Below are 20,287 nucleotides of genomic sequence, written 5' to 3' on the forward strand. Positions count from 1 at the left end.
AGGACATCGGTCCTTACTACGGGTAGCCGACGCCGACGACGACGTTACATTCGGGAGGATCCAAGGGGGAGGTTTCCGGTGTCCGGCTACGTCTTCGACAACAGCCAGACGGGTGCCGACGGCGAACCGGTTCGCCGCGCTGGAGCACCGCTATGACCCGGTGACCACCGCTCGGCTGACCGATCTGGACATCGCGCCGGGCTGGCGCTGCTGGACGAGTTTGACTGCTCGTACCTCCCAGTGCTGGCGGCCCCGGACCAGCCGAGCGCGGAGCTCTTCGCGAAGATCAGCGGCGGTGTTCATCAGCTCGTCGACGACCGTGGTGGTGACCAGAAATGGGGCATCCACGCTTTACCGGGCGATGCGCGAGGCCGGGTTCGTCGATCTCTCGATGACCAGTTTTTCGGAGTCGTGGCAGGGCGGGTCGGCGGCGATTGGCCTGCACAGCGCCAACACCGTGCAGGTCCGCGCCGAACTGGTCGCGAAAGGCCTCGCCGCCGAGGCCGAGGTGGAAACTTTCCTGAATCTGCTGGACGATCCGGAGTTGGCCGTCAGCTCGTACCCGCTCTTCTCCACCTCGGGACGCCGCCCCAACTAATACCTGGCGAAAGCGACCCGCGATCGGCGGGAATTCGCGAACAGTGTCCCCGATCCGGGTGGCCCTGTGGGGAATGGCGGTGCCGGGCCACAATCGGCGCAGCGAGTTCCTGCCCAGCAATGGCGGGTACGCGATTCTCGGACAGCTCATCGCGGACGTGACCGGGTTTTCGTACGTGGATGTGCCGTCGCCGGCGCGAACCGACTGGTGCCGTGCAGCGGGTCAACGAACGGCTCTGTCGACCCATTGACTCGTGATGACATTTGTCAGGAACTGAAGGAAAATTCGGCCGAAATGCCATTTGTTCGCGGTGTTTGCTGAGATATTTGGGGTTCGCCGCAACCAATGGGTGGGTCTCGCGCATCGTACCCATCGGAAGGTCAAAAAGACATGTGAGGAGTCTCAGCGTGCAGAAGAAGTTCCAGGCAGTCGCGGACCGGATGCTGGCCCGGTTCGTGCCCAAGGTCCAGGCGTCGGCGGCGCAGTGCACCCCGTTCTGCTATGCCCCGGGTCATTGCCCATTGCCGTTTTCCAACCACTGCTGGCCGGGTGCCGGCTGCATTGTCCGCGAGGACTGCTGGGTCACCAGCTGCTACAACTAGTTTGCTGAGCTGGGAGGGGAGGTCCGGCGGCCTTCCTTCCCAGCTGTTCGTATGCGGATAGCGGAAAATAGAGGGAGTTTTGTGATGGCAGTCTTGGTCGCGTCGGTGCTGCTGGTTGGCGTGCTGGGCGCAGTGAATCTCGTTCTCATGGTGGGCGTGATCAGGAGGTTGCGAGAGCACACCGAGCAGCTCGCCAACAGCAGGAGCAGCCAGCCGGTGGTCGCGGTCGGCACCGAGATCGGCACGTTCTCCGCGTCCACTGTGGACGGTGAGGTGCTGAGTCCGGCGCGGCTGGACGGGGAAACCGTGGTCGCGTTCTTCTCGCCGGAATGCAAGCCCTGCCGGGCGAAGATGCCGAGCTTCGTGGAATACGCGAAGGCGATGCCCGGCGGCCGGGAGCGAGTGCTGGCGACCATTGTCGGCGAGCCCGAGGCGGCCGCGGAGTTTGTCGCCGCATTGCGCCCAGTCGCGCGAGTTGTCGTCGAGAGCATGGAAAGTTCGTTGGTGTCAGCGTTCCAGACTCAGTCGTTCCCGACGCTGCTGACAGTCGCCCCGGACGAGGCCGGCCGTCTGGTCGTACGCGCCAACGACGTGCCTTTGGGTCAACCGGCTCTCGTCGGGTGAGAGCGCTCGCTCGGCAGCTGGGGCAGGTCTGTGCGCTCGCGCGCGAAAACCTCGCCGGGCCGGCTAGCCGTCTACTGTTTGTTGACCCTGACCACCGGTGCTCTGCCGGTCGTGGTCGCCTGGCTGACAAAACTGGTGCTCGATGGCGTGGTGGGTTCGGCGCCGCTGATCATTTTGGTCTGGTTGGGGCTGGGGTTGGCGGTCGCCGGCGTCCTCGCGAGGGTCACTCCGCAGCTCATCCAGTTTTTGCGGTCCGAGCTGGAGCGACAGGTGGCCTTGTTGGCGACCGACCGGCTTTTCGTCGCGCTGGAAGGCTTCGTCGGACTGGCCCGGTTCGAGGATCCGCATTTTCTGGACCGGCTGCGGCTCGCGCAGCAGGCCAGTATGCGGACCGTACAACAGGCTGTGGACGGCATGCTTGGAGTGGGTCGGGCGGTGATCACGGTCGGCGGCTTCGCCGCCTCGCTCTGGGTGATCAGCCCGGTGATGACCGCGGTGGTGCTCGCTTCCGGGGCTCCCGGGCTGCTCGCGCGCAGGTCGCGCTTTCTCGGCGCAAAGCGCACATGCTCTGGAAAATCGAGCCCGCCCAGCGCCGCGAGTTCTTCTATGCGGAGCTGTTGTCCAGCGTGAACGCGGCAAAAGAGGTTCGCCTGTTTGGGATTGGTGGGTTCCTGCGGACCAGGATGCGGACCGAGCGGCGAAAGGCCAATGAGGGAAAGCGGGTTACCGAGCGCACCGAGGTTGTCGTGCAGGGTGGCCTTGGCCTGCTGACCGCGCTGGTTTCCGGCGGGGGGGGGCTGCTGTGGGCGGTGATCGCCGCGCGGGCCGGTACTCTTTCGGTTGGTGATATCGCGGTTTTCACCGCGGCGGCGGTCGGCGTACAGGGCGCGCTCGCGTCATTGGCCGGCGAGGTTGCCGGTACGCACCAGGCTTTGCTGACATTCGAACACTATGCGGCGGTGATCGCGGCAGCACCGGATCTGCCGGTCGTCGCGGCTCCCCACGCGCTCCCGGCGCTGCGCGACGATTGAGCTGCGGGACGTCTGGTTCCGGTATTCTGACGACCACCCGTGGATCCTGCGCGGGGTAAACTTGTTCATCCCACGTGGGAATTCGCTGGCTCTGGTCGGGTTGAACGGCGCCGGGAAATCCACCCTGGTCAAACTGTTGTGCCGGTTCTATGACCCGGTGGAGGGCGAGATTCGCTGGGACGGCGTGGATATTCGTGAAGTCGACCCGGCTGAGCTGCGCCGGCGGATTGGCGCGGTTTTCCAGGACTACATGCACTACGACCTCACCGCCGCGGAGAACATCGCCCTTGGCGACCTGGGTGCTCTTCAGGATCGTCCCCGGCTGGAGGCCGCCGCTCGCAAGGCCGGCATTCACCAGAAACTTTCCGAGCTGCCACACGGATACGACACGATGCTGTCGCGGATGTTCTTTACCGAGTCCGACAAAGACGATCCGGAGTCCGGCGTCGTACTCTCCGGCGGCCAGCAGCAGCGGCTCGCGCTGGCCCGCGCCATCGTGCGTGATCGCTGCGACCTGATGATCCTCGATGAACCGGCCGCGGGGCTCGACGCTGAGGCGGAACACGAAATCCATGCCTCCCTCGGCGCCCACCGCGCCGGGAAAACCAGCCTCCTGATCTCGCATCGGCTGGGCGCGGTGCGGGACGCCGACCACATCGTCGTACTGGCCGGCGGCGCAGTCGCGGAGCAGGGCGACCACGCCACACTTTTGGCCGCCGGTGGTGGATACGCGCGGCTCTTCACCTTGCAGGCGGCCGGCTACCAAGCCGATGAGCCGATCCTGGCGAGCGGGCGTTGATGACCTGGTGGCAGGTGGTTCTTGGGGTAATGAGCCGCAAGTTGATCGCGGTGATTGTGCGGGGCGTGAGCATGGAGCCGACTTACCGCGACGGCGATCGGGTGCTGGCACGACGCGGCCATTCACCCGTGGTCGGACAGGTTGTCGTGGTGGAGATACCCACCGGCTCACCGGTGGGAACCGGCGGCTGGATGATCAAGCGAGTGGTCGCGGTGGCCGGCGATCCAGTGCCGCGCGACCGGGCCGACGCGCTAGCCGATGTGCCAGAAGATCGTGTACCAGCAGGAAAGATCGTTCTGGTTGGCGACAATCCGGCGGCCAGCTACGATTCGCGGACCGCCGGCTATTTCCGCACTGATCGCGTCCTGGGCATCGCCATCCGCCGCCTCGCCCCCTGACTTTCGGGCCGTGGGCAATCTTCGGGAAAGTGCCGATTCTGCGAGATGGCGGCCTTGTCAGAGGGTTCAGTCACTCGAGAGGGGCACTGGGCCGGTGCCTTCCACCAATTCCGGGAACTGGGCCCGGAGTACGAGAAAACTTTCCATTTCCTTGGGAAAGATTGTCTTGAAGCAGATCTCGCGCAACACTCCATCGTTCCAGCTTTCCAGCGGGACCGGTGCGCTGACGCCTTTGACCACCACGGCCCTCGGGAACCGCGCGAAGATCGAGTCCAGGTCCACACTGGTTTTGCCGACCGTGAGCGTGAGCAGTTCCTCGATCGCCTGATCGGCGTTGACGTTCGCCTCCAGTACGTTGGTCATGGCGGCTGCGTCGTTCAGGTCCAGCAGCGTGCCGTCGCCGCCAATCGTGTATCGGTCGCCGCGGCCGTTGACAACAGTCAAGCCAATGTCGTTGAAATGATCGTGGGCCGCGTTGGCGGCGAGGCTGATGTAGGAAGAGTTGAGGAAAGCGTTGTATTGCGCGTACGCGAAGGCCCTCCCATGCGCACCGGCGTTCAGGCCGCTGCCGCTCAGCTTTCGGCCACCGTCGGTGCGCTCTCTGGTCGTTTGTGGGTCGGCCGCGATGGTTCCGCTGTTGCTGTCCTGGCTGGCCGATGTCCTGGTGTCAGGTCCGCCATAGAGATGTCGCCCGGCGATTCCCGGCTGTGCCTTGGTGGTCATTGCCTTGGCGGCATTGAGTTTGGGCATGCCGGCCCATTTACTCGCATATTCCAGAAACCACTGCATGACCAGGGTTTTGTTGATCAGGTGGCCAGCCGCGAAGCTGTCCTGCAGGAAATGGTTGGCATAATAATTGTTCACCCTGGCCAGCTGTTCGTGGTGCTCCAGCTTTCCCGGTGCACCAAGCTTTCCGCCGGTCTTGGCATGGTGCGCGGTGGCTTCCCGACGCGCCTCATTGTGATAGTTCGCCCAGCGTTGCCAGGAGAATGGTGCGAAATGACAGGCGTTTCGGGCCAGCACTCCACGATGCCGGTCGGGGCCGAGGGTGGCGGTGGCCTCGTCAAAGGTCGCGATCTGTGCCGCGCTGTCCGGAATATCCACCACCTTCTTGCCGACTTTCACGTACGCAGGCAGCCCGGCGGCGCCAGCGAAGGAGGTGACCTTGGTGTCCCCGACGTACGTGAGGCCGGTGATCGCGTCGACCATGTCCTGTCGGAGTTTCTGCAAGACCGGTGCCAGGAATTTCTTCGAGGAGGACATGATCACGGCGGGTTGGGCAGGATATCGGCCAGCGCGGTGATCTCGCCGGCGCTCACCCAGAGGCCGCTCCCATCGAGCTTTATCCAGTGGACGTCAGGAAACTGCAGCTGTGGTTTCTCGCGTGCCGGGTCCGTCGCGAAAAACTGCAGCCGCAGGCGTTCCTCTTCGGCCGCGTGCGCGCGACCGGGCAGCCCCGAGACCACTGACTCGATGTCCTTGCGCGGGGTGTCCGCCATGAGGGCATGTTCGTACGAATTGTGTCGTTGGACGGTGACTGCCCGCTGCCGTACGGCGCCGGCGACCGCTCGATTGCCGGCCGCACGCTGCAGGGCGATCATCGCGGCAGGCGCCAGTTTTCGAGTATCCGCACTGGTCGCGCGAGCGGTCGGCGGTCCGGGTGGCAGCCGGTGTTCGGCGCCGGTGGGGCGAGTTCTCACGGTAGCTCCGGCAGGGACGCGAGGCAGCGGTCAAGCGCGGGGACCAGGAACTGGCTGACGTACGTCTGCACGAAGGGGCACGCGTCGGCGCCGGCGAAGCGTTTGATCGCGTAGCCGGGCTGTCGCAGGTAATGCGAGCCGCGGTCCAGCTCCGTCACGGCCGTGTCACTTTTGTCCAGCAGTCGCAAAGCGCAGCGGATGCGGTCGTGGATGTGCTTGATCTGGTCCATCGGAATGACCAGTGGCCGGTCGATTCCGGCCGCGACGGATGCCAGCTCAGTGGTGATGATTTGCGCGGTGGCCAGCACTTCCTCGATGGCAAGGGTGATCTCGACGAGTGCGTTGTGCAGGGGGCCGATCCCGGCCTGCTGGTTCGTCGCGAAAGCGTGCCGGCGCTGGTCCGCGACCGCCGACGCGCAGCGAGAGAAGGCGGCCGTGTGCGAGTTCTTCCAGTGCCCGGATCTCGGCGGTCGCGGTCCGGCGCATGTCGGCCGTACGGCGAACGCGCATGTCGGTGATGAGATCCAGGGCGTTTCGCTGGAAGTCGGCGAGGCGGTGTTCTTCGGCCGGGCTCATCTGCTGTTCGTGGTCGGGAAGATGGGCGGCCCAACGGTGTCTTGCGCGTTTCAGTTGATTTTGGGCATGCCGCCCTATTCTGCGTAGTTCCACCGGAATGACATAGCCAGCCGCGGTGGCCGCGGCTACTTCCTGGTCGGCCGCGGTCCAGATGCCGAGCAGGATTCTGGTGTGGTCGAGCTGTGTGGTGCCCCCGATGAGCATGTGTGACCTCCCGATGACCTCCATCTCACGGTGTGACATCGGTGTGCCAACTGCCCTATCGGGAATGCGGTGGGACGATACGGTTGGGCCGTGGCGGGGATGGGCAGGCCGTTTGTCGGGCGCCGGGCAGAGACACGTCTGCTCCGGGAGTCGCTCGCGGCCGCCGACAACGGTGAGTCCCGGCTGGTCATGGTGACCGGCGAACCGGGCATGGGCAAGACGCGACTGCTGGAGGAATGCGCGCTTTCCGCGGAAAACGCCGGCTTTGTCGTACATTGGGGGCGGTGTTGGGCGGGCGGCGACGCGCCGGCGTTGTGGCCGTGGCCGAAGGTCATCGCGGAGTTGGGTCAGCCGGAGAACAGTGCCGATCCATTGCCGCGTTTTGGTCGTTTCCTGGGCATAGTCGAAGCAGTACGGGCAGCTTGCGTGGAACGGCCACGGTTGCTCGTGCTGGAGGATCTGCATCAGGCCGACCCGGACGCGCTGATGGTGGCTCGGATGCTGGCAGTTGAGGCGGCTCGGTCCCGGCTCCTGCTGCTGGCCAGCTGGCGGTCGACCGAGGCCCGGTCGGCGGCGGGTTTGGCTGAGCTGGCAAGGGAAGGCGCGACGCTGGCCCTGAAGGGACTGAGCGTCCAGGACGTGGGTGGCTATCTCACCGCGGTCGGCCTGTCGGCCGCCGACGCCCCTCGGTTGCGTACGGCCACTGGCGGGAATCCGTTGTTCCTGAAGGAAATGCGTCGCGCACGGCCGGCGGCCGCTGCCGCTCACGATCCGGCAGGCGATCACCGCCCGGCTGCGGCCGCTGGCGTTGTCGACGGTGTCGGTGCTGACCCGGGCCGCGGTGCTGGGCACCGAAAGTACGGTCGAGGAGATCGCCGCGATCGCCGGGGTGTCGGCTCGGGCCGTCCTGTCCGTGGTCGCCGAAGCGGTGCATGCCGAGCTTGCCGAGCCAGCGGCCGCCGACCGGCTGCGGTTCGCCCACGACCTCGTCCGGGAGGCGCTGGCGAACAGCCTGCCGGCCGGTGATTTGTTGGAAACACATGCGAAAGCGGCCGCGTTGTTCGCCGCCGGCAGCGGACCGGAGCGGCTCGCGAGGTGCGCGCATCACGCCGTACGAGCGGCCGCCCGCGGCCGAGCCGATGCCCGGCTCGCAGTCGATTCGTGTTTGCGGGCCGCCGCGGACGCTGACTACGCCAGCGGGTACGAGCGGGCCGCCACCTGGCTGGGACAGGCGCTGGAGGTGCTCGACCGTACGGGCATGACAGACCCGCGGGCGCCGTTGCTGACCGCACGCGCTGAGGCATTGCGGGCCGCCGGCCAGCTGTCCGCCGCGCGAGCCGCCTTCGAACTGGCCGGCGCCGCCGCGCAGGACGAGCGGGACGCGGTGATGCTCGGCAGGGCCGCGCTCGGGCTCGGCGGTGTGTGGATCAACGAGACGGTGACGGCGCTGGACGGCGAGCGGATCCTCGCGTTGCAGCGGTCGGCGCTGGAACGGCTGCCGGCGCGGGAGGCGGCACTGCGGGTCCGGCTGCAGTCCCGGATCGCGGCGGTCGAATGCTATGCCGGCGGGCCGGACGAGCCGGTCCGGCTGGCGCTTGCCCGGGCCCGTGAGATCGGCGACCGGGACGCGCTCGGCGAGGCGCTTTCGATGCGACACCACACCCTGATGGGTCCGGCCGCGGCGGTCGAGCGGGTGGCGGTGGCGCGTGAGCTCGTCGAGGTGGCGACCGCGGCCGGCAACGACGTACTGGTCCTGTACGGCCGGTGCTGGGCGACGATCGACGCCTTCCTGGTTACTGATCCGGACGCTGAGCGAGCGCTCGACCCTGCGGATTCGGTCCGGAGCGCTGGGGCATCGGGGCATCGGCTACGTGGTGGACGTACTCGATCTCATGTTGATGCTGCGGGAGGGCCGGATCGTCGAGGTCGAGGAACAGGCGCCGACCTGCCTGGAGTCCGGGCTCGCCGCCGGGGACCCGGACGCGCTCGGGTGGTACGGCACGCAGTTGCTGGCGATCCGGTGGATGCAGGGCCGCGCCGGCGAGCTCACCGAGCTGGTCGGGAAGCTGCACTCGGCTTCGCTGGGCCCGGATTCGGCGTACACGGCGATGGCGTCGTTGGTGCTCGCCGCCGGCGGCGACCTGGCCGGCGCGCGGCGGTGCCTGGACACGGTCCGACCGCGTGGGGACGATGACGAGCGGCTGGCCTCGACGTGGCTGGCGATGGGCGTGGTGATCAGCGAGACGCGCGCGGTTGCTGGGAGACCGGGCGCTCGCGGCGGAGTGGGCCACGAAACTGCGCCCGTACGCGGACCTGGCCGTCCACACGTCTTCGCGCGGTGGTGTGTTTGGGTTCGGTCGAGCGGACCCTGGGCGTGTGCGCGATGACCACCGGCGATCTGGACGCTGCCGTGGAGCACTTCGACGCTGCCGTACGAGCAAACAAAAAAGCTCGGCAACCTGCCGTTCGCGTGCCTGTCCCGGGGCGAGCTCGGCGACGCGCTGGCGGCCCGCGGCGACGCGGCGGAAGCGATCGTACGATGGCGGGAAGCCGCCGCGGCGGCCGCCGCGATGGGGTTGGACGAGCGGGCCCGCCAGTGGCTCGAGCGCGCGGACACCACCGCCAACGACGCCGCCGAGGCGACCGTCGGGACGTTGCGGCGAATGTCCGCCGGCTGGCGCCTGGAAATCGGCGGCCAAGCGGTCGACGTGCCGCATTCCCGGGGGATGGCCCACCTCGCGGTCCTGCTCGGTCACCCCGGCCAACCAGTTGCCGCCGAGGACCTCGCCGGCTGGACCGCCGCCGCGTCCGCGCAGGCCGTGCTCGACCCGGCCGCCCGCCGCTCGTACCGCCGCCGGCTCGCTGACCTGGACGAGACCCTGGCCGATGCCGAGGCCTGCGCCGACCTGGGCCGCGCCGACCTCGCTCGGACCGAACGAGCCGCCCTGTTGGACGAAATCGCCCGCCACACCGGCCTCGGCGGACGGTCGCGCGCCTTCACTGACAGCCGTGAGCGCGCGCGTACGGCTGTGCAGAAGGCCCTACGTCGTGCCGTGGACGCCGTCGCCGCCGCCGACCAGGAGCTGGGATCACGGCTGCGCGGAGCAGTCGTGACCGGCACGGAGTGCTTCTATCAGGCCGGGCCAGGGTTGCCGCGCACCTGGAAGGTGACGGACCAGCCCTGAGGCCGGACGTCGTGAACTTGAGGTTGGGTTGGATTTTCGTCGAGTGCGGGATAAAACCCCACAGTCGACGTCGAGTGTGGGGTTTTGTCCCGCACTCGACGCTGGACCTGTCGCTGGATGGAGTTGTTGATCAAGGAGAGATGGCGCAGTTCGCGAGGGCACGGTGAAGGGCCGGTCTGGCGGGGGAGCAGACTGGGGGCGTGAGTGAACAGCATCCGCCGGACGTGAGGGCTCTGCCGCGCCGGTTGTCGCAAGTGTGTTGGGTGGTCGCGCCGTTCATCGTGCTGATGTTCATCGCGCTGTCGTTCGGGTTGACCGGACGGACCGAGGGCGGCGGGATGTTCAGCACCGGTGACCAGTACGCGATGGTGGGTCTCGGGATCCTGCTGGCGGCGGGAGTGCTCTGGTTCACCCGGCCCCGTGTGTACGCGGACACCAAGGGCGTCCGGATCCGGAACATGTTCGGGTCGTACAACCTGCCCTGGCAGGTGGTCACGGCCGTACGGTTCGACGAGGGGTCGCCGTGGGCGGCGCTGGACCTCGCCGACGACGATCAGGTGGCGGTGATGGCGATCCAGCGGCAGGACAAGGACCGCGCGGTCGCGGCCGTACGAGGGTTGCGGGCCCTGCTCGCCGACTCGCAGACTGGTGCCGAGGGCACCGATTAGGACAGCGCACCGCTGACCTGCTAGCATCGCTTGTTGACCAGCCTCCTGGATTGTCAGGTGGCGTCAAGTGGAGCCCCGCTCCCACCCGAGTCGCCGTTGCGTACGACCCAGGCGTCCGGGTTCCGGTCCTGGTGGCGGTTCACCCCGTCGCCGGCTATGGCTTTTCCAGCGTGGCGGACCGGTTGAGCGAGGGCCCTGGGCATATGCCCGGGGCCCTGTTTGTTGTGTTCGGGGCTGCACGAAGCAGAAACAGTTACGTCCAAGGAGGCCCCATCAGCGTCGACCTGCGTGTGAACGACCAGATCCGCGCCCGCGAGGTGCGTCTAGTCGGTCCGGAGGGTGAGCAGATCGGCATCGTGCCGATCGACAAAGCGCTAGCACTGGCATCTGACACCGACCTTGACCTCGTGGAGGTCGCGGCGACCGCACGCCCACCCGTATGCAAGCTCATGGACTACGGCAAGTTCAAGTACGAGAGCGCGCAGAAGGCCCGGGAAGCCCGCCGCAACCAGACCCTCACGGTCATCAAGGAAATGAAGCTTCGGCCGAAGATCGACCCACACGACTACGACACCAAAAAGGGTCACGTCGAGCGGTTCCTCAAGGCCGGCGACAAGGTCAAGATCACGATCATGTTCCGTGGTCGCGAGCAGAGCCGTCCGGAACTCGGGTTCCGGCTGTTGCGCAAGCTCGCCGAGGATGTGGAGGAGCTCGGCTACGTCGAGTCTCAGCCCAAGCAGGACGGTCGAAACATGATCATGGTGATGGCCCCGCACCGTGCACTGAAGACCGCGAAATAACGGCAGTTGACTCGCTCTCCGCCCGGCGTACGCCGGCGCGGAGGGATGCCAGCCGCCGCCATCTGAACGAGGAGACAACGACCAATGCCGAAGATGAAGACCCACAGCGGGACGAAAAAGCGGGTACGCATCACCGGTTCGGGCAAGCTGCAGCGTGAGCAGACCAACCGCAAGCACCGGCTTGAGGTCAAGTCCAGCAAGCGCTCCCGCAAGTTGGCCGCCATCGTGGACATCGCTCCGGCGGACACCAAGACGATCAAGCGGATGCTCGGTCGCTAGAAATACCAGCACCAGCACCAAAAGACAGTGACCGCCGGCGACGGCGGACCGAGATGAAAATCCCGCCGCAAAGTGGGATAGCGACGAGATAGGTGGACAAGTGGCGCGCGTGAAGCGGGCGGTAAACGCCCATAAGAAACGACGGACCACGCTTGAGGCGGCCAGCGGCTACCGCGGCCAGCGTTCCCGGCTTTACCGCAAGGCGAAGGAGCAGCTGCTCCATTCCGCGACTTACGCGTATCGTGACCGCAAGCAGCGCAAGGGCGACTTCCGGCAGCTGTGGATCACCCGGATCAACGCCGCCGCGCGCGAGAACGGCATGACCTACAACCGCCTGGTGCAGGGCCTGAAGCTGGCCGGCGTCGAGGTGGACCGCAAGGTTCTCGCCGACATCGCCGTCACCGACGCGCCCGCGTTCGCGGCACTGGTGAAGGTCGCCAAGAGCGCGGTTGTCGGGCACACCGGCGCCGCCGACTCGGCTGCCTGAGCGTCACTCGACTTTTCATGCAACCCGGGGACATTCCGCTGCACACCGAGCGGACTCCCCGGGTTTTCGCTGCCCGCAAGCTGATGCGGCGCTCCCATCGGGACAAGGCCGGCCAGTTTCTGGCTGAAGGCCCGCAAGCGGTGGCCGAAGCGGTGGCACGGGCCGCCGACTCGCCGGGCGCGGCGACGGATGTGTACGCCACCGAAGAAGCCGCCGGCCGCTATCCGGAGCTGCTGGAAGCCGCTGAGCGCCGGGGCGTACGGGTGAGCGTTGCCACGGACAGCGCGGTCGCCGGCCTGTCCGAGACGGTCACCCCGCAGGGCCTGGTCGCCGTCTGCGGCTTCCTCGACGTGCCGCTCGCGACCGCGCTGACGGGCCTGCCGGCGCTGGTCGCTGTCATGGTCGAGGCCAACGACCCCGGGAACGCCGGTACGGTCCTGCGTACTGCTGACGCGGCCGGTGCCGGTGCCGTTGTCCTCACCGACGGCAGCGTCGACCTCTATAACGGCAAGTGCGTACGCGCCTCGGCCGGCAGCCTCTTCCACCTCCCGGTGGTCCGCGGCGGTGACGCGGCCGAGACCGTCGCGCAGGTCCGCGCGGCGGGGCTGCGGGTGTTGGCCACCGCCGGCGACGGGGAGGCCGACCTGTTCGGCGAGGCCGCCGCCGGCCGGCTGGCCGGACCGACCGCCTGGCTGTTCGGCAACGAGGCCCGCGGGCTGCCGGACGAGATCGCGGCGCTCGCGGACGCACGGGTACGGGTGCCGATCTTCGGCCGCGCCGAAAGCCTCAACCTGGCCGCCGCCGCGGCTGTCTGCCTCTACACGACCGCCGCCGCACAGCGATAGGCATCACGGCCTTTCCGGGCATCAATGCCCTGAAACGGCCGTGGTGGTTGGCAACCGTGGATAGGGTTGAAGGCGATGATCGGCGACGGGGTAGACCACGACGGAAAGCGGGCGCACGACTACGTCGGGTGCCGTGATGGTGCGTACGAATGCTGATGGTTGACACGACCGTGCCTCCCAAGCCCACCAAAACGCCCGATGCGGTACGAGTCGGCGCGGTCGCCGTCAGGGCCGGCACGGTCGGCTGGGGGTGGCCGATCGCGATGATCGCCATCCGGCTGGGGATCATCGCCGCCGGCGTCGGCATCGTCTTTGGCGTCGCCGTCCTGCTCCACAGCTCGCAGGCGCTGCTTCTCGCGCTGACGGCGGCACTGCCGATGACGCTGGTGGCCAACCTGGTGAGCCTGGAGATCCTGGTCTGGCGCGGCCACCGCGAGGGTTTTTCGGCTGCGCGACCTGATGGGTTTTCGGACCGGCTGGAAGTCGCTGCTCAAGGACGCCGGCTGGAGCCTGCTCTGGGTGCCCGCGTTGATGCTGCCCTTCGACCTCGCGGTGGCAGGGGTGGCGGTGGCGCTTGGTCACCCGAAGGACCTCAACACGCTCATCCTGGCCGTGCAGAAGCTTTTCATCGGTCCGCTCGGGCTGAGCGCGGGCCGGAGTTTCCCGCTCTGGTACGGGATTCTGATCGCGGTGTTGTTCCCGTTGATCAACCCGCTGCTGGAGGAGATCCACTACCGCGGCTATGTGCAGCCCAGGATCGCCGCCCGGACCAAGCACGCCTGGATCGCCATCGGCTTCACCAGCATCTTCTTCGGCCTGCAATATGCCGCGTACGCGTGGGCCTGGGGCTCGGTGCCGGTCTTTGTGGCTGGTTATCTGGTCTGGGGGATCGTCGCCGGGGTGATCTCGCACCTGCAGCGGCGGATCGCGACGCTGGTTTTCGCGCACTTCCTGGTCAGCATCCCGGTCGCCGTTCTGCCCCTCGCGTACATTCTGCTTTCTTTGCTGGTCACCAAAACAACGGTCTGAGCCACCCGACAAAGGGTGACTCAGACCGTGGTGGTGTGATCAGGCGGCCTTGGCCCAGGAAGGCTCGATTTCCTTACCGCTGCCCGAACGCTTGGTCGGTGCCGGGGCGTGCAGCAGGCTGCTGGTCGCCGCCGAGCCGGTGGCCAGCCGAACCGCGATCCGGTCCTGTAGGTCGGTCGGCGTCGGGGTGACGTAGTTGTTCAGCAGGATCGAGAAAACGTCCACCTGCCCGTCCGGGCCGGTGACATAGCCGGACAGCGAGGTCGCGCCGGTCAGCGTGCCGGTCTTCGCGTGTACGTTGCCGGCCGCCTTGGTGCCGGCCATCCGGGCCGCGAGCGTGCCGCCCACCAGCGGGTCGGGCTGGCCGGCGATCGGCAGCGCCGCGTAGAAGGTCGGGAACCAGCTCTTGGAGCGCACCTTGACCAGCAGGTCGGCGACCCCGTGCGCGGACGCCCGGTCGTCGTCGGACAGGCCCGAACCGTCGTACAGACTGAGCGCGGTGGTGTTCACGCCCAGCGCGGTGATGTGCTGCTTGATGGCCGCGGTGCCGGCGGCCCAGCTGCCGGTGCCGGAGACCCGTTTGCCGATCGTCTTGGTGAGGATGTCGGCGATGCCGTTGTTGCTGAGCTTCAGGTACGGCGTGAGGATGTCGCTCAGCGGCGCGGACTGCTTGGTGGCGAGCACCTTCGAGCCGGCCGCCGCGGTGCCGTGGGCGGTCTGGCCGGTCACGCTGACGCCGTGCTTGGCCAGCGCGGCGCGGAAGATGCTGGCCACATACAGCGCCGGGTCCTCGACCGTGCGGAGCTTGACCACCGCGGCGCCGCCGGCCGGGATCGAACCGGTGACGACGACGGTGTTCGCGCCGGCCGGGCGGTCCACCGCGATGGTGTTGGCCGAGCCCGCCGCGCCGGTGGTGGCCTTGTTGGACACCTTCACGTAGCCGGTGTCCGAGCTGAGCGCGATCGCCGCCGGCTTGCCCTGCGCGGCCGGCGAGATGGTGACCTGGACGGCCCCGGTGTCATCGACCGAGTCGGTGGCCACCGTCAGCGCGGAGATCTCCGACGCGTACGCGAAAGGCTTGTCGCTGTCATCCCAGTGCGGGTTCCACCGCTGGCTGTCGAAATACGTGTCGTCAGCGAGCAGCTTGCCGCTGATCGTCTTGATCCCGCGGCTCGCGATGCCGGCCGCCAGCGTGTCGTAGTCGGCGGCGCTCACGGTCGGGTCGCCGGTGCCACGCAGGACCAGGTCACCGCGCAGAGTCGAGCCGCTGACCGGCGCCACCGAGCCGACGGTCGTGCTGAACCGGTACGAAGTGCCTAGCAGGTCCAGCGCGGTGGTGGTGGTGAACAGCTTCGCGTTGGAGGCCGGCCGGACCGGGGAGTCCACCGCGGAGCTCGCGTAGAGGCTCGCGCCGGCGGCGGTGCGTACGTCCACATCGCTGGTCGCCTTGGCCAGCCGCGGGTCGGACAGGATCTTGTCCAGGTCGGCCTTCAACGTGGTGTCGGCGTGCGGCTTGGCGACCAAGTCATGCGCCGGGGTGGTCGCCGCCAACGCCGTCCCGGTAATACCGGCGAAAGCCACGATTCCGGCCACAACGCCGGCAATCCGTTGATATTTCACTAAAAAGTCCTCCCGGAAGTCGTCTTCGCGCAGAACGCTACCGGTTGGCGAATGTCATCTCGTTTCCACCTGAAAGCGAACCGGCGGCACCCCGCTCGGGTGCCGCCGGTAGCCGGTTCAGCTGTTGTGGTGGCCGGCCACGATGCCGTCGATCGCCTTACCCAGCAGGCCGTACTTCTGCGAGTACTGCACCGGATAGATGCCGGTCGGGTCGGCCGGCCGGTTCGGGTCCACGTACCGGTAGCCGAGGTTGCAGTTGACCACGACGATGTAGTTGTGGCCGTTCTTGCCGGGCAGTGACTGGACGATGCCAGCGTCGTTGCCGGAGGTGTCGGCGAGCCCGGTCTTGTGGGCGAAACTCACCTGGGCGTTGGTCTGGCAGGGGCGTACGTCCTGGCCGTAAACGCGGCCATCGGCGGTCACCGTGCCGTCGGTCGGGTTGACCCAGCGGTCCGCGATCTTCTGCGCGATGCCTGGCGCCGGGTACGCCCGGCCGCACCAGTTGGTGGTCGACAGCACCTGGTTGAGGCCCTGGTCGGCGATCTCCTGGTGGAAGTACGCACGAGACGCGTCACTGAGCACGTCCTTGGTGACCGGTTTGCCGTTCGGCGCGGTCCAGAGCGGGCCGGGGCTGCTGTTCAGGATCATCAGCAGTTTGGCGGTGTCCAGCGAGCTCATGATGTTGTCGACCCAGCGGCCGCCGTCGGCCGGCCGCTCGCCCTTGATCTGCAGCATCGGCAGACCCATGTCGACGAACTGCTGGTCGAGCGGAGTCACCGCGTCCTTCTGCATGAGCAGCTTGGTGAGCGCACACGCGGACTCGTTCTTGGAGACGGTGATCATCTCGTCGAAGAACTGCCGGATCGGCTTGGTGGCCTTCCCGCCGCATGCGCTGCCGCCGGGCTCTCCGGTCGGGTCGTACGCGTACGTGTCGTCCAGATTGAGCTGGCCCTTGTCGACCAGCTGCATGACGCCGAAACCAACCATCAGCTTGAAAACCGAGGCCGGATAGGGCGCCATGAAGTCGATCGGCGCGTTCTCCCGGCCGGGGATCGCGTCGATCGTGCCCTGGCCGCCGTTGCTGTCCCAGGTGTCGTCGTCCCAGGCCCGGTAGCGCACCTGGTCGGTGGAGAGGTTGCCGTCCAGCGGAACGATCTTGCCCTTCGGATACTGCGGGCTCATCACCACGTCGGCCGCCGAGATCGCGTGCCCGCTGGCGTCGAGCTCGATCACCGCCGCGTCCAGATTGGGGTTCTGGTGGATCGGGGGTGGGCGTCGTGGTGGCGGCGAGCGACTTCAGCCGCTTCGCGATCTGCGCGACCGGCGGCTCCATGCCGTCTTTTTCCGCCGCGTTCGGCGCGAACCGCTTCGCCGCGGTCGAGCCGGGCGGGATGGTGTCCAGCACGTTCGCGAAGTCCTGCTGGTTGATCGCTGCCTGCAACTGGCCGGCGAGGCGGGCGCTGCGCCAGCCGTTGCCGCCGTCGGTGTCCGCCGAGGCCGAGCCGGTGGCGGCGACGATCACCGCACCGGCCGCGATGCCGGCGACCGCGACCGCCGCGGCACCGGCGTACCAACGCTTGGGGCGTCGGTGTGACTTCATCTGTCCTCCTGAAGGGAATTACTGGCTAAAAAGACCCCGGAGACGCCAGGTCGGCATCTCCGGGGTCAGGAACTTTGTCAGCCGTTGTGGTGCCTGGTGACGAACTGGTCGATCGCCTTGCCGAGCAGGCCGTACTTCTCGGTGTACTGCACCGGGTAGATGCCCGGCGGGTCGGCGGTCCGGTTGGTGTCGATGTAGCGGTCGCCGAGGTTGCTGTTAACGACCACGATGAAGTGCCGGCCGGCCTTGCCGGGCAGCGAGGTGACGATGCCGGCGTCGTTCCCGGCGGTGGTGTCCAGCCCCCGGTCTTGTGCGCGAAGGTCACCTGGGCGGTCGCCTGGCACGGGCGTACGTCCTGGCCGTACACGCGGCCGTCGACGGTCATGGTGCCGTCGGCCGGGTTGATCCAGCGGTCCGCCACCTTCTGCGGCAGGCCCTGCGCCGGGTACGCCCGGCCGCACCAGTTGGTGGTCGACAGCAGCTGGTTGAGCCCCTGGTCACCGAGTTCCTTCAGATAGAACGCCCGAGAACTGTCGGTCAGCAGCGCCTTGGTGACCGCGGTGCCGTTCGGTGCGGTCCACAGCTTGCCACCGGCGCCGTTGATGATCATCAGCAGCTTCGCGGTGTCCAGCGAACTCATCACGTTGGCGCCCCAGTGCCCGCCGTCAACCGCCCGGACGCCGTTGATCTGCAGCATCGGCAGGCCGAGGTCGACGAACTCCTGGTTCAGCGTGGTCAGGTAGTTCTTCTGGATGAGCAGCTTGGTCATCGCGCAAGCCGACTCGTTCTTGGAGACGGTGATCATCTCGTCGAAGAACTGCCGGATCGGCTTGGTGACATTCAGGCCGCACGCGGTGTTCGGCGCGCCGGTCCGGTCGTACGCGTAATCGTCGTCCAGGTTGAGCTGGCCCTTGTCGACCAGCTGCATGATCCCGAAGCCGACCATCAGCTTGAAGACCGATGCCGGATACGGCGACATGAAGTCGATCGGGGCGTTCTCCCGGCCGGGAATGGCGTCGGTGGTGCCCAAGCCGCCGTTGTTGTCCCAGGTGTCGTCGTCCCACGTACGGTAACGGACCTGGTCAGTGGCCATGTTCTTGTCCAGCGGGACGACCTTGCCGGTCGGGTACTGCGGGCTCAGCAGCACGTTGGCGGCCGAGACCGCGTGGCCTTGGTGGTCCAGCTCGATGACCGCCGCGTCCACGTTCGGGGTCTGGTGGATCTGCGGCGGCGCGGCCGGCGAGGCGGCCGCGAAAGCCTTCAGCCGCTGTGCGACCTGGGCGACGGACGGCTCCATGCCGTCCTTTTCGGCCGCGCTGGGGGCGAACCGCTTGGCCGCCGCCGACCCCGGCGGGGTGGTGTCCAGCACGTTGCCGAAGTTCTGCTTGATGATGGCGGCCTTCAGCTCCACGGCGAGGCGGGCGCTGCGCCAGCCGTTGCCGCCGTCCGAGTCCGCCGAGGCCTGACCTCCCACGCCGACGACCACGAGGGCGCCGGCGACGACCGCCGCCGTACCCACCGCGAAACCGGCATACCAAGGCAGCCGGCGTCGATGCGATTTCATGTGTTCTCCTCGTTGAGAAAGGGTTTAGCTGTTGTGGTGGTTGGTCACGAGTTGATCGATGGCCTTGCCGAGCAGGCCGAACTTCTCGGTGTAAACGACCGGGTAGATACCGGGCGGGTCGGCCGGGCGGTTCACGTCGATGTAGCGGGTGCCCAGGTTCGTGTGCACCACCACGATGAAATGACGCGAGGCCTTGCCAGGAAGGTTCTGCACGATGCCGGCATCCTGGCCGGACGTGTCCACGAAGCCGGTCTTGTGTGCATATGTCACCTGCGCGGCGGCGTTGCATGGGCGTACGTCCTGTCCGTACACGCGTCCGTCCGCGGTCACCGTGCCGTTTGTCGGGTTCACCCAGCGATCGGCCAGCTTCGCCGGGATGCCCGGCGCCGGGTACGCACGTCCACACCAGACCGTGGTCGACAAGACCTGGCTGAGCGCGTTCTGCCCCAGCTCGGACAGGAAGAACTGCCGGGAGCTGTCGGTCAGCAGCGCCTTGGTGACCGGGGAGCCGTTCGGGGCGGTCCAGAGCCGGCCGGCCGCGCCGTTGAGGATCATCAGCAGTTTCGCGGTGTCCAGCGAGTTCATGTTCGACCCGCCCCAGGTGCCGCCGTTCTGCGGGTTCGTGCCGACCAGCCGCAAATACGGCAGGCCGAGGTCGACGAACTGCTGGTTGAGGCCGCTGACCGCGTTGTGGTCCCACAGCAGCTTGATCAGCGCGCAGGTCGACTCGTTCTTGGAGACGGTGATCATCTCGTCGAAGAACTGCCGGATCGGCTTGGTGACGTTCGTGCCGCAGGCCGAGCCAGTGGTGCCGGCACGGACGTACGAATACGGGTCGTCCAGCTTGATCTCACCCTTGTCGACCAGCTGCATCACGCCGAAGCCGACCATCAGCTTGAGCACCGACGCCGGATAGGGGGACATGAAGTCGATCGGAGCGTGCTGGTTCTCCCCGGCGATGACGTCGTCGGTGCCCCTGCCGCCGTTGGCGTCCCACTGGGTGTCGTCCCAGAACCGCCAGCGGACCTGGTCGGTGGACAGGTTCGCGTCCAGCGGCACGATCCGGCCGTTCGGATACTGCGGGCTCTGCAACACGTTCGCGGCCGAGAGCGCGTGGCCGTCGGCGGCGAGCTCGATCACCGTGGCGTCCACGTTGGGGGTCTGGTGGATCGGCTGCGGGGGGTGGTCGCGGCGGCCTTCAGCGTACGAGCCTGCAGTCGCTGTTGGGTCGGCGTCGTCGGCTCGTACCCCTGGTCGGACATCGCGGCCAGCCGGCTGGCGGCCGCGCTGCCCGGCGGCTCGGTGTCGAGCACGTTCTTGAAATTCTGCTGCGCTATCGCGTGCTGTAGTTCCACCGCGAGCCGTGCGCTGCGCCAGCCGTCCAACCCGGCGCCACCGCTGGGGGCGGCCTGCGCAGGGGCGGTGGCCCCACCGAGCAGCAGCGCACCGGCCGCCACTACGGCAAAGGCGCGCCTGGACATCGTCATTTAGCTACCTCGTTTTTGTTTAACAGACTCACGGTTTGCCTTGGCTGGTTGCATTGTTAAGGAGAAATGACAAAAGTCATTTTTTTGTGTTCGGTAGGTGACGGATAGTAAATAGCGGGCGATCATACATTTACAACGTTATAGCAGGTGGTCGAGGGGCTTCTATGGCGGTTCGGTCGATGGGTTATTGG

At 67.2% G+C, this 20,287-nt stretch carries 27 protein-coding genes; 17 read left to right on the forward strand and 10 right to left on the reverse strand.

The features are described 5' to 3' along the window. Nucleotides 1-112 precede the first annotated feature (112 nt). The 8 genes from GNX96_RS33100 to GNX96_RS33125 all read left to right on the forward strand — a co-directional run bounded on the left by GNX96_RS33100 (nt 113) and on the right by GNX96_RS33125 (nt 4,052). Nucleotides 113-598: a hypothetical protein gene (locus GNX96_RS33100; protein ID WP_163571884.1), complete on the forward strand. Its 486-nt coding sequence runs from the start codon at nt 113-115 to the stop codon at nt 596-598. 43 nt (nt 599-641) lie between these two features. After that, a complete protein-coding gene (locus GNX96_RS33105) occupies nt 642-848 on the forward strand; it encodes a hypothetical protein (RefSeq protein WP_163571885.1) in 207 nt (68 codons plus the stop codon). Between the two features lie 157 nt (nt 849-1,005). After that, nucleotides 1,006-1,200, forward strand: a complete 195-nt coding sequence (locus tag GNX96_RS33110) for a hypothetical protein (RefSeq protein WP_163571886.1) — start codon at nt 1,006-1,008, stop codon at nt 1,198-1,200. 81 nt (nt 1,201-1,281) lie between these two features. Continuing rightward, nucleotides 1,282-1,824: a TlpA family protein disulfide reductase gene (locus tag GNX96_RS33115; RefSeq protein ID WP_313885834.1), complete on the forward strand. Its 543-nt coding sequence runs from the start codon at nt 1,282-1,284 to the stop codon at nt 1,822-1,824. An 81-nt stretch (nt 1,825-1,905) separates the two neighbouring features. Next, nucleotides 1,906-2,454, forward strand: a complete 549-nt coding sequence (locus tag GNX96_RS57095; RefSeq protein ID WP_279582135.1) for a 6TM ABC transporter family protein — start codon at nt 1,906-1,908, stop codon at nt 2,452-2,454. Further along, nucleotides 2,442-2,855 (forward strand): ABC transporter ATP-binding protein, encoded by a 414-nt coding sequence (locus GNX96_RS57100; RefSeq protein WP_279582136.1) that lies wholly within the window; start codon nt 2,442-2,444, stop codon nt 2,853-2,855. Before GNX96_RS57095 ends, GNX96_RS57100 begins: the two co-directional genes overlap by 13 nt. Nucleotides 2,856-2,901: 46 nt before the next feature. Continuing rightward, on the forward strand, nt 2,902-3,654 hold the full coding sequence (locus tag GNX96_RS57105) for an ABC transporter ATP-binding protein (protein WP_279582148.1): 753 nt from the start codon (nt 2,902-2,904) through the stop codon (nt 3,652-3,654). Further along, nucleotides 3,654-4,052 carry a S26 family signal peptidase gene (locus tag GNX96_RS33125; protein ID WP_163571888.1) on the forward strand — a complete coding sequence of 133 codons (399 nt, stop codon included), beginning with the start codon at nt 3,654-3,656 and terminating at the stop codon, nt 4,050-4,052. Before GNX96_RS57105 ends, GNX96_RS33125 begins: the two co-directional genes overlap by 1 nt. Nucleotides 4,053-4,118: 66 nt before the next feature. Here GNX96_RS33125 and GNX96_RS33130 read toward each other — a convergent pair whose 3' ends face one another. The 4 genes from GNX96_RS33130 to GNX96_RS33145 form a co-directional block, all read right to left on the reverse strand. Continuing rightward, a complete protein-coding gene (locus GNX96_RS33130; protein ID WP_163571889.1) occupies nt 4,119-5,315 on the reverse strand; it encodes a hypothetical protein in 1,197 nt (398 codons plus the stop codon). A 2-nt stretch (nt 5,316-5,317) separates the two neighbouring features. After that, nucleotides 5,318-5,653 (reverse strand): hypothetical protein, encoded by a 336-nt coding sequence (locus GNX96_RS33135; RefSeq protein ID WP_279582138.1) that lies wholly within the window; start codon nt 5,651-5,653, stop codon nt 5,318-5,320. A 95-nt stretch (nt 5,654-5,748) separates the two neighbouring features. After that, nucleotides 5,749-6,060: a hypothetical protein gene (locus GNX96_RS33140; protein ID WP_163571891.1), complete on the reverse strand. Its 312-nt coding sequence runs from the start codon at nt 6,058-6,060 to the stop codon at nt 5,749-5,751. Then, entirely contained in the window at nt 6,029-6,532 is a 504-nt protein-coding gene (locus GNX96_RS33145) for a hypothetical protein (RefSeq protein WP_163571892.1), read from the reverse strand. The genes GNX96_RS33140 and GNX96_RS33145 overlap by 32 nt, the downstream gene beginning before the upstream one ends. A 99-nt stretch (nt 6,533-6,631) precedes the next feature. Between GNX96_RS33145 and GNX96_RS33150 the strand changes: the two genes are divergently transcribed. The 7 genes from GNX96_RS33150 (at nt 6,632) to GNX96_RS33180 (ending at nt 12,796) form a co-directional block, all read left to right on the forward strand. Next, on the forward strand, nt 6,632-7,558 hold the full coding sequence (locus GNX96_RS33150; protein WP_163571893.1) for an ATP-binding protein: 927 nt from the start codon (nt 6,632-6,634) through the stop codon (nt 7,556-7,558). A gap of 1,544 nt (nt 7,559-9,102) precedes the next feature. After that, nucleotides 9,103-9,717: a hypothetical protein gene (locus GNX96_RS33155; RefSeq protein WP_163571894.1), complete on the forward strand. Its 615-nt coding sequence runs from the start codon at nt 9,103-9,105 to the stop codon at nt 9,715-9,717. Between the two features lie 200 nt (nt 9,718-9,917). Further along, entirely contained in the window at nt 9,918-10,385 is a 468-nt protein-coding gene (locus GNX96_RS33160) for a PH domain-containing protein (protein ID WP_279582139.1), read from the forward strand. 203 nt (nt 10,386-10,588) lie between these two features. After that, nucleotides 10,589-11,185, forward strand: coding sequence for a translation initiation factor IF-3 (infC, locus tag GNX96_RS33165; protein WP_163571923.1), 597 nt, complete (start codon nt 10,589-10,591; stop codon nt 11,183-11,185). An 84-nt stretch (nt 11,186-11,269) separates the two neighbouring features. After that, complete coding sequence (rpmI, locus tag GNX96_RS33170) at nt 11,270-11,464, forward strand: 50S ribosomal protein L35 (RefSeq protein ID WP_163571895.1); 195 nt, start codon at nt 11,270-11,272, stop codon at nt 11,462-11,464. Nucleotides 11,465-11,564: 100 nt separating this feature from the next. Continuing rightward, a complete protein-coding gene (gene rplT / locus GNX96_RS33175; RefSeq protein WP_163571896.1) occupies nt 11,565-11,951 on the forward strand; it encodes a 50S ribosomal protein L20 in 387 nt (128 codons plus the stop codon). Nucleotides 11,952-11,968: 17 nt separating this feature from the next. Further along, nucleotides 11,969-12,796, forward strand: a complete 828-nt coding sequence (locus tag GNX96_RS33180; RefSeq protein WP_163571897.1) for a TrmH family RNA methyltransferase — start codon at nt 11,969-11,971, stop codon at nt 12,794-12,796. Nucleotides 12,797-12,915: 119 nt separating this feature from the next. On the opposite strand, the gene GNX96_RS33185 is transcribed toward GNX96_RS33180, so the two are convergent. Further along, nucleotides 12,916-13,227, reverse strand: a complete 312-nt coding sequence (locus tag GNX96_RS33185) for a hypothetical protein (protein WP_163571898.1) — start codon at nt 13,225-13,227, stop codon at nt 12,916-12,918. Between the two features lie 28 nt (nt 13,228-13,255). Here GNX96_RS33185 and GNX96_RS33190 point away from each other — a divergent pair, with 28 nt between their 5' ends. Then, complete coding sequence (locus GNX96_RS33190) at nt 13,256-13,825, forward strand: CPBP family intramembrane glutamic endopeptidase (RefSeq protein ID WP_163571899.1); 570 nt, start codon at nt 13,256-13,258, stop codon at nt 13,823-13,825. A 39-nt stretch (nt 13,826-13,864) separates the two neighbouring features. Here GNX96_RS33190 and dacB read toward each other — a convergent pair whose 3' ends face one another. Together dacB and GNX96_RS33200 are read right to left on the reverse strand one after the other, a co-directional pair. Further along, entirely contained in the window at nt 13,865-15,445 is a 1,581-nt protein-coding gene (gene dacB / locus GNX96_RS33195) for a D-alanyl-D-alanine carboxypeptidase/D-alanyl-D-alanine endopeptidase (RefSeq protein ID WP_163571900.1), read from the reverse strand. 117 nt (nt 15,446-15,562) lie between these two features. Then, nucleotides 15,563-16,678 (reverse strand): serine hydrolase, encoded by a 1,116-nt coding sequence (locus tag GNX96_RS33200; protein ID WP_163571901.1) that lies wholly within the window; start codon nt 16,676-16,678, stop codon nt 15,563-15,565. Nucleotides 16,679-16,713: 35 nt separating this feature from the next. On the opposite strand from GNX96_RS33200, the gene GNX96_RS33205 reads away from it, so the two are divergent. Further along, on the forward strand, nt 16,714-17,145 hold the full coding sequence (locus GNX96_RS33205; protein WP_163571902.1) for a hypothetical protein: 432 nt from the start codon (nt 16,714-16,716) through the stop codon (nt 17,143-17,145). Here the strand turns inward: GNX96_RS33205 and GNX96_RS33210 are convergent. Genes GNX96_RS33210 through GNX96_RS33220 form a run of 3 tightly spaced genes read right to left on the reverse strand, consistent with a single transcriptional unit; the run spans nt 17,071 to nt 20,096 of the window. Beyond that, nucleotides 17,071-18,609 (reverse strand): serine hydrolase, encoded by a 1,539-nt coding sequence (locus tag GNX96_RS33210; RefSeq protein WP_163571903.1) that lies wholly within the window; start codon nt 18,607-18,609, stop codon nt 17,071-17,073. The two genes, GNX96_RS33205 and GNX96_RS33210, sit on opposite strands and share 75 nt — an antisense overlap. A gap of 24 nt (nt 18,610-18,633) precedes the next feature. Next, on the reverse strand, nt 18,634-19,761 hold the full coding sequence (locus GNX96_RS33215; RefSeq protein WP_279582140.1) for a serine hydrolase: 1,128 nt from the start codon (nt 19,759-19,761) through the stop codon (nt 18,634-18,636). Then, a complete protein-coding gene (locus tag GNX96_RS33220; RefSeq protein WP_163571905.1) occupies nt 19,746-20,096 on the reverse strand; it encodes a hypothetical protein in 351 nt (116 codons plus the stop codon). The genes GNX96_RS33215 and GNX96_RS33220 overlap by 16 nt, the downstream gene beginning before the upstream one ends. Between the last annotated feature and the right edge of the window lie 191 nt (nt 20,097-20,287).

The organism is Fodinicola feengrottensis, assembly GCF_010993775.1.
GTDB classification, from domain to species: Bacteria; Actinomycetota; Actinomycetes; order Mycobacteriales; family HKI-0501; genus Fodinicola; species Fodinicola feengrottensis.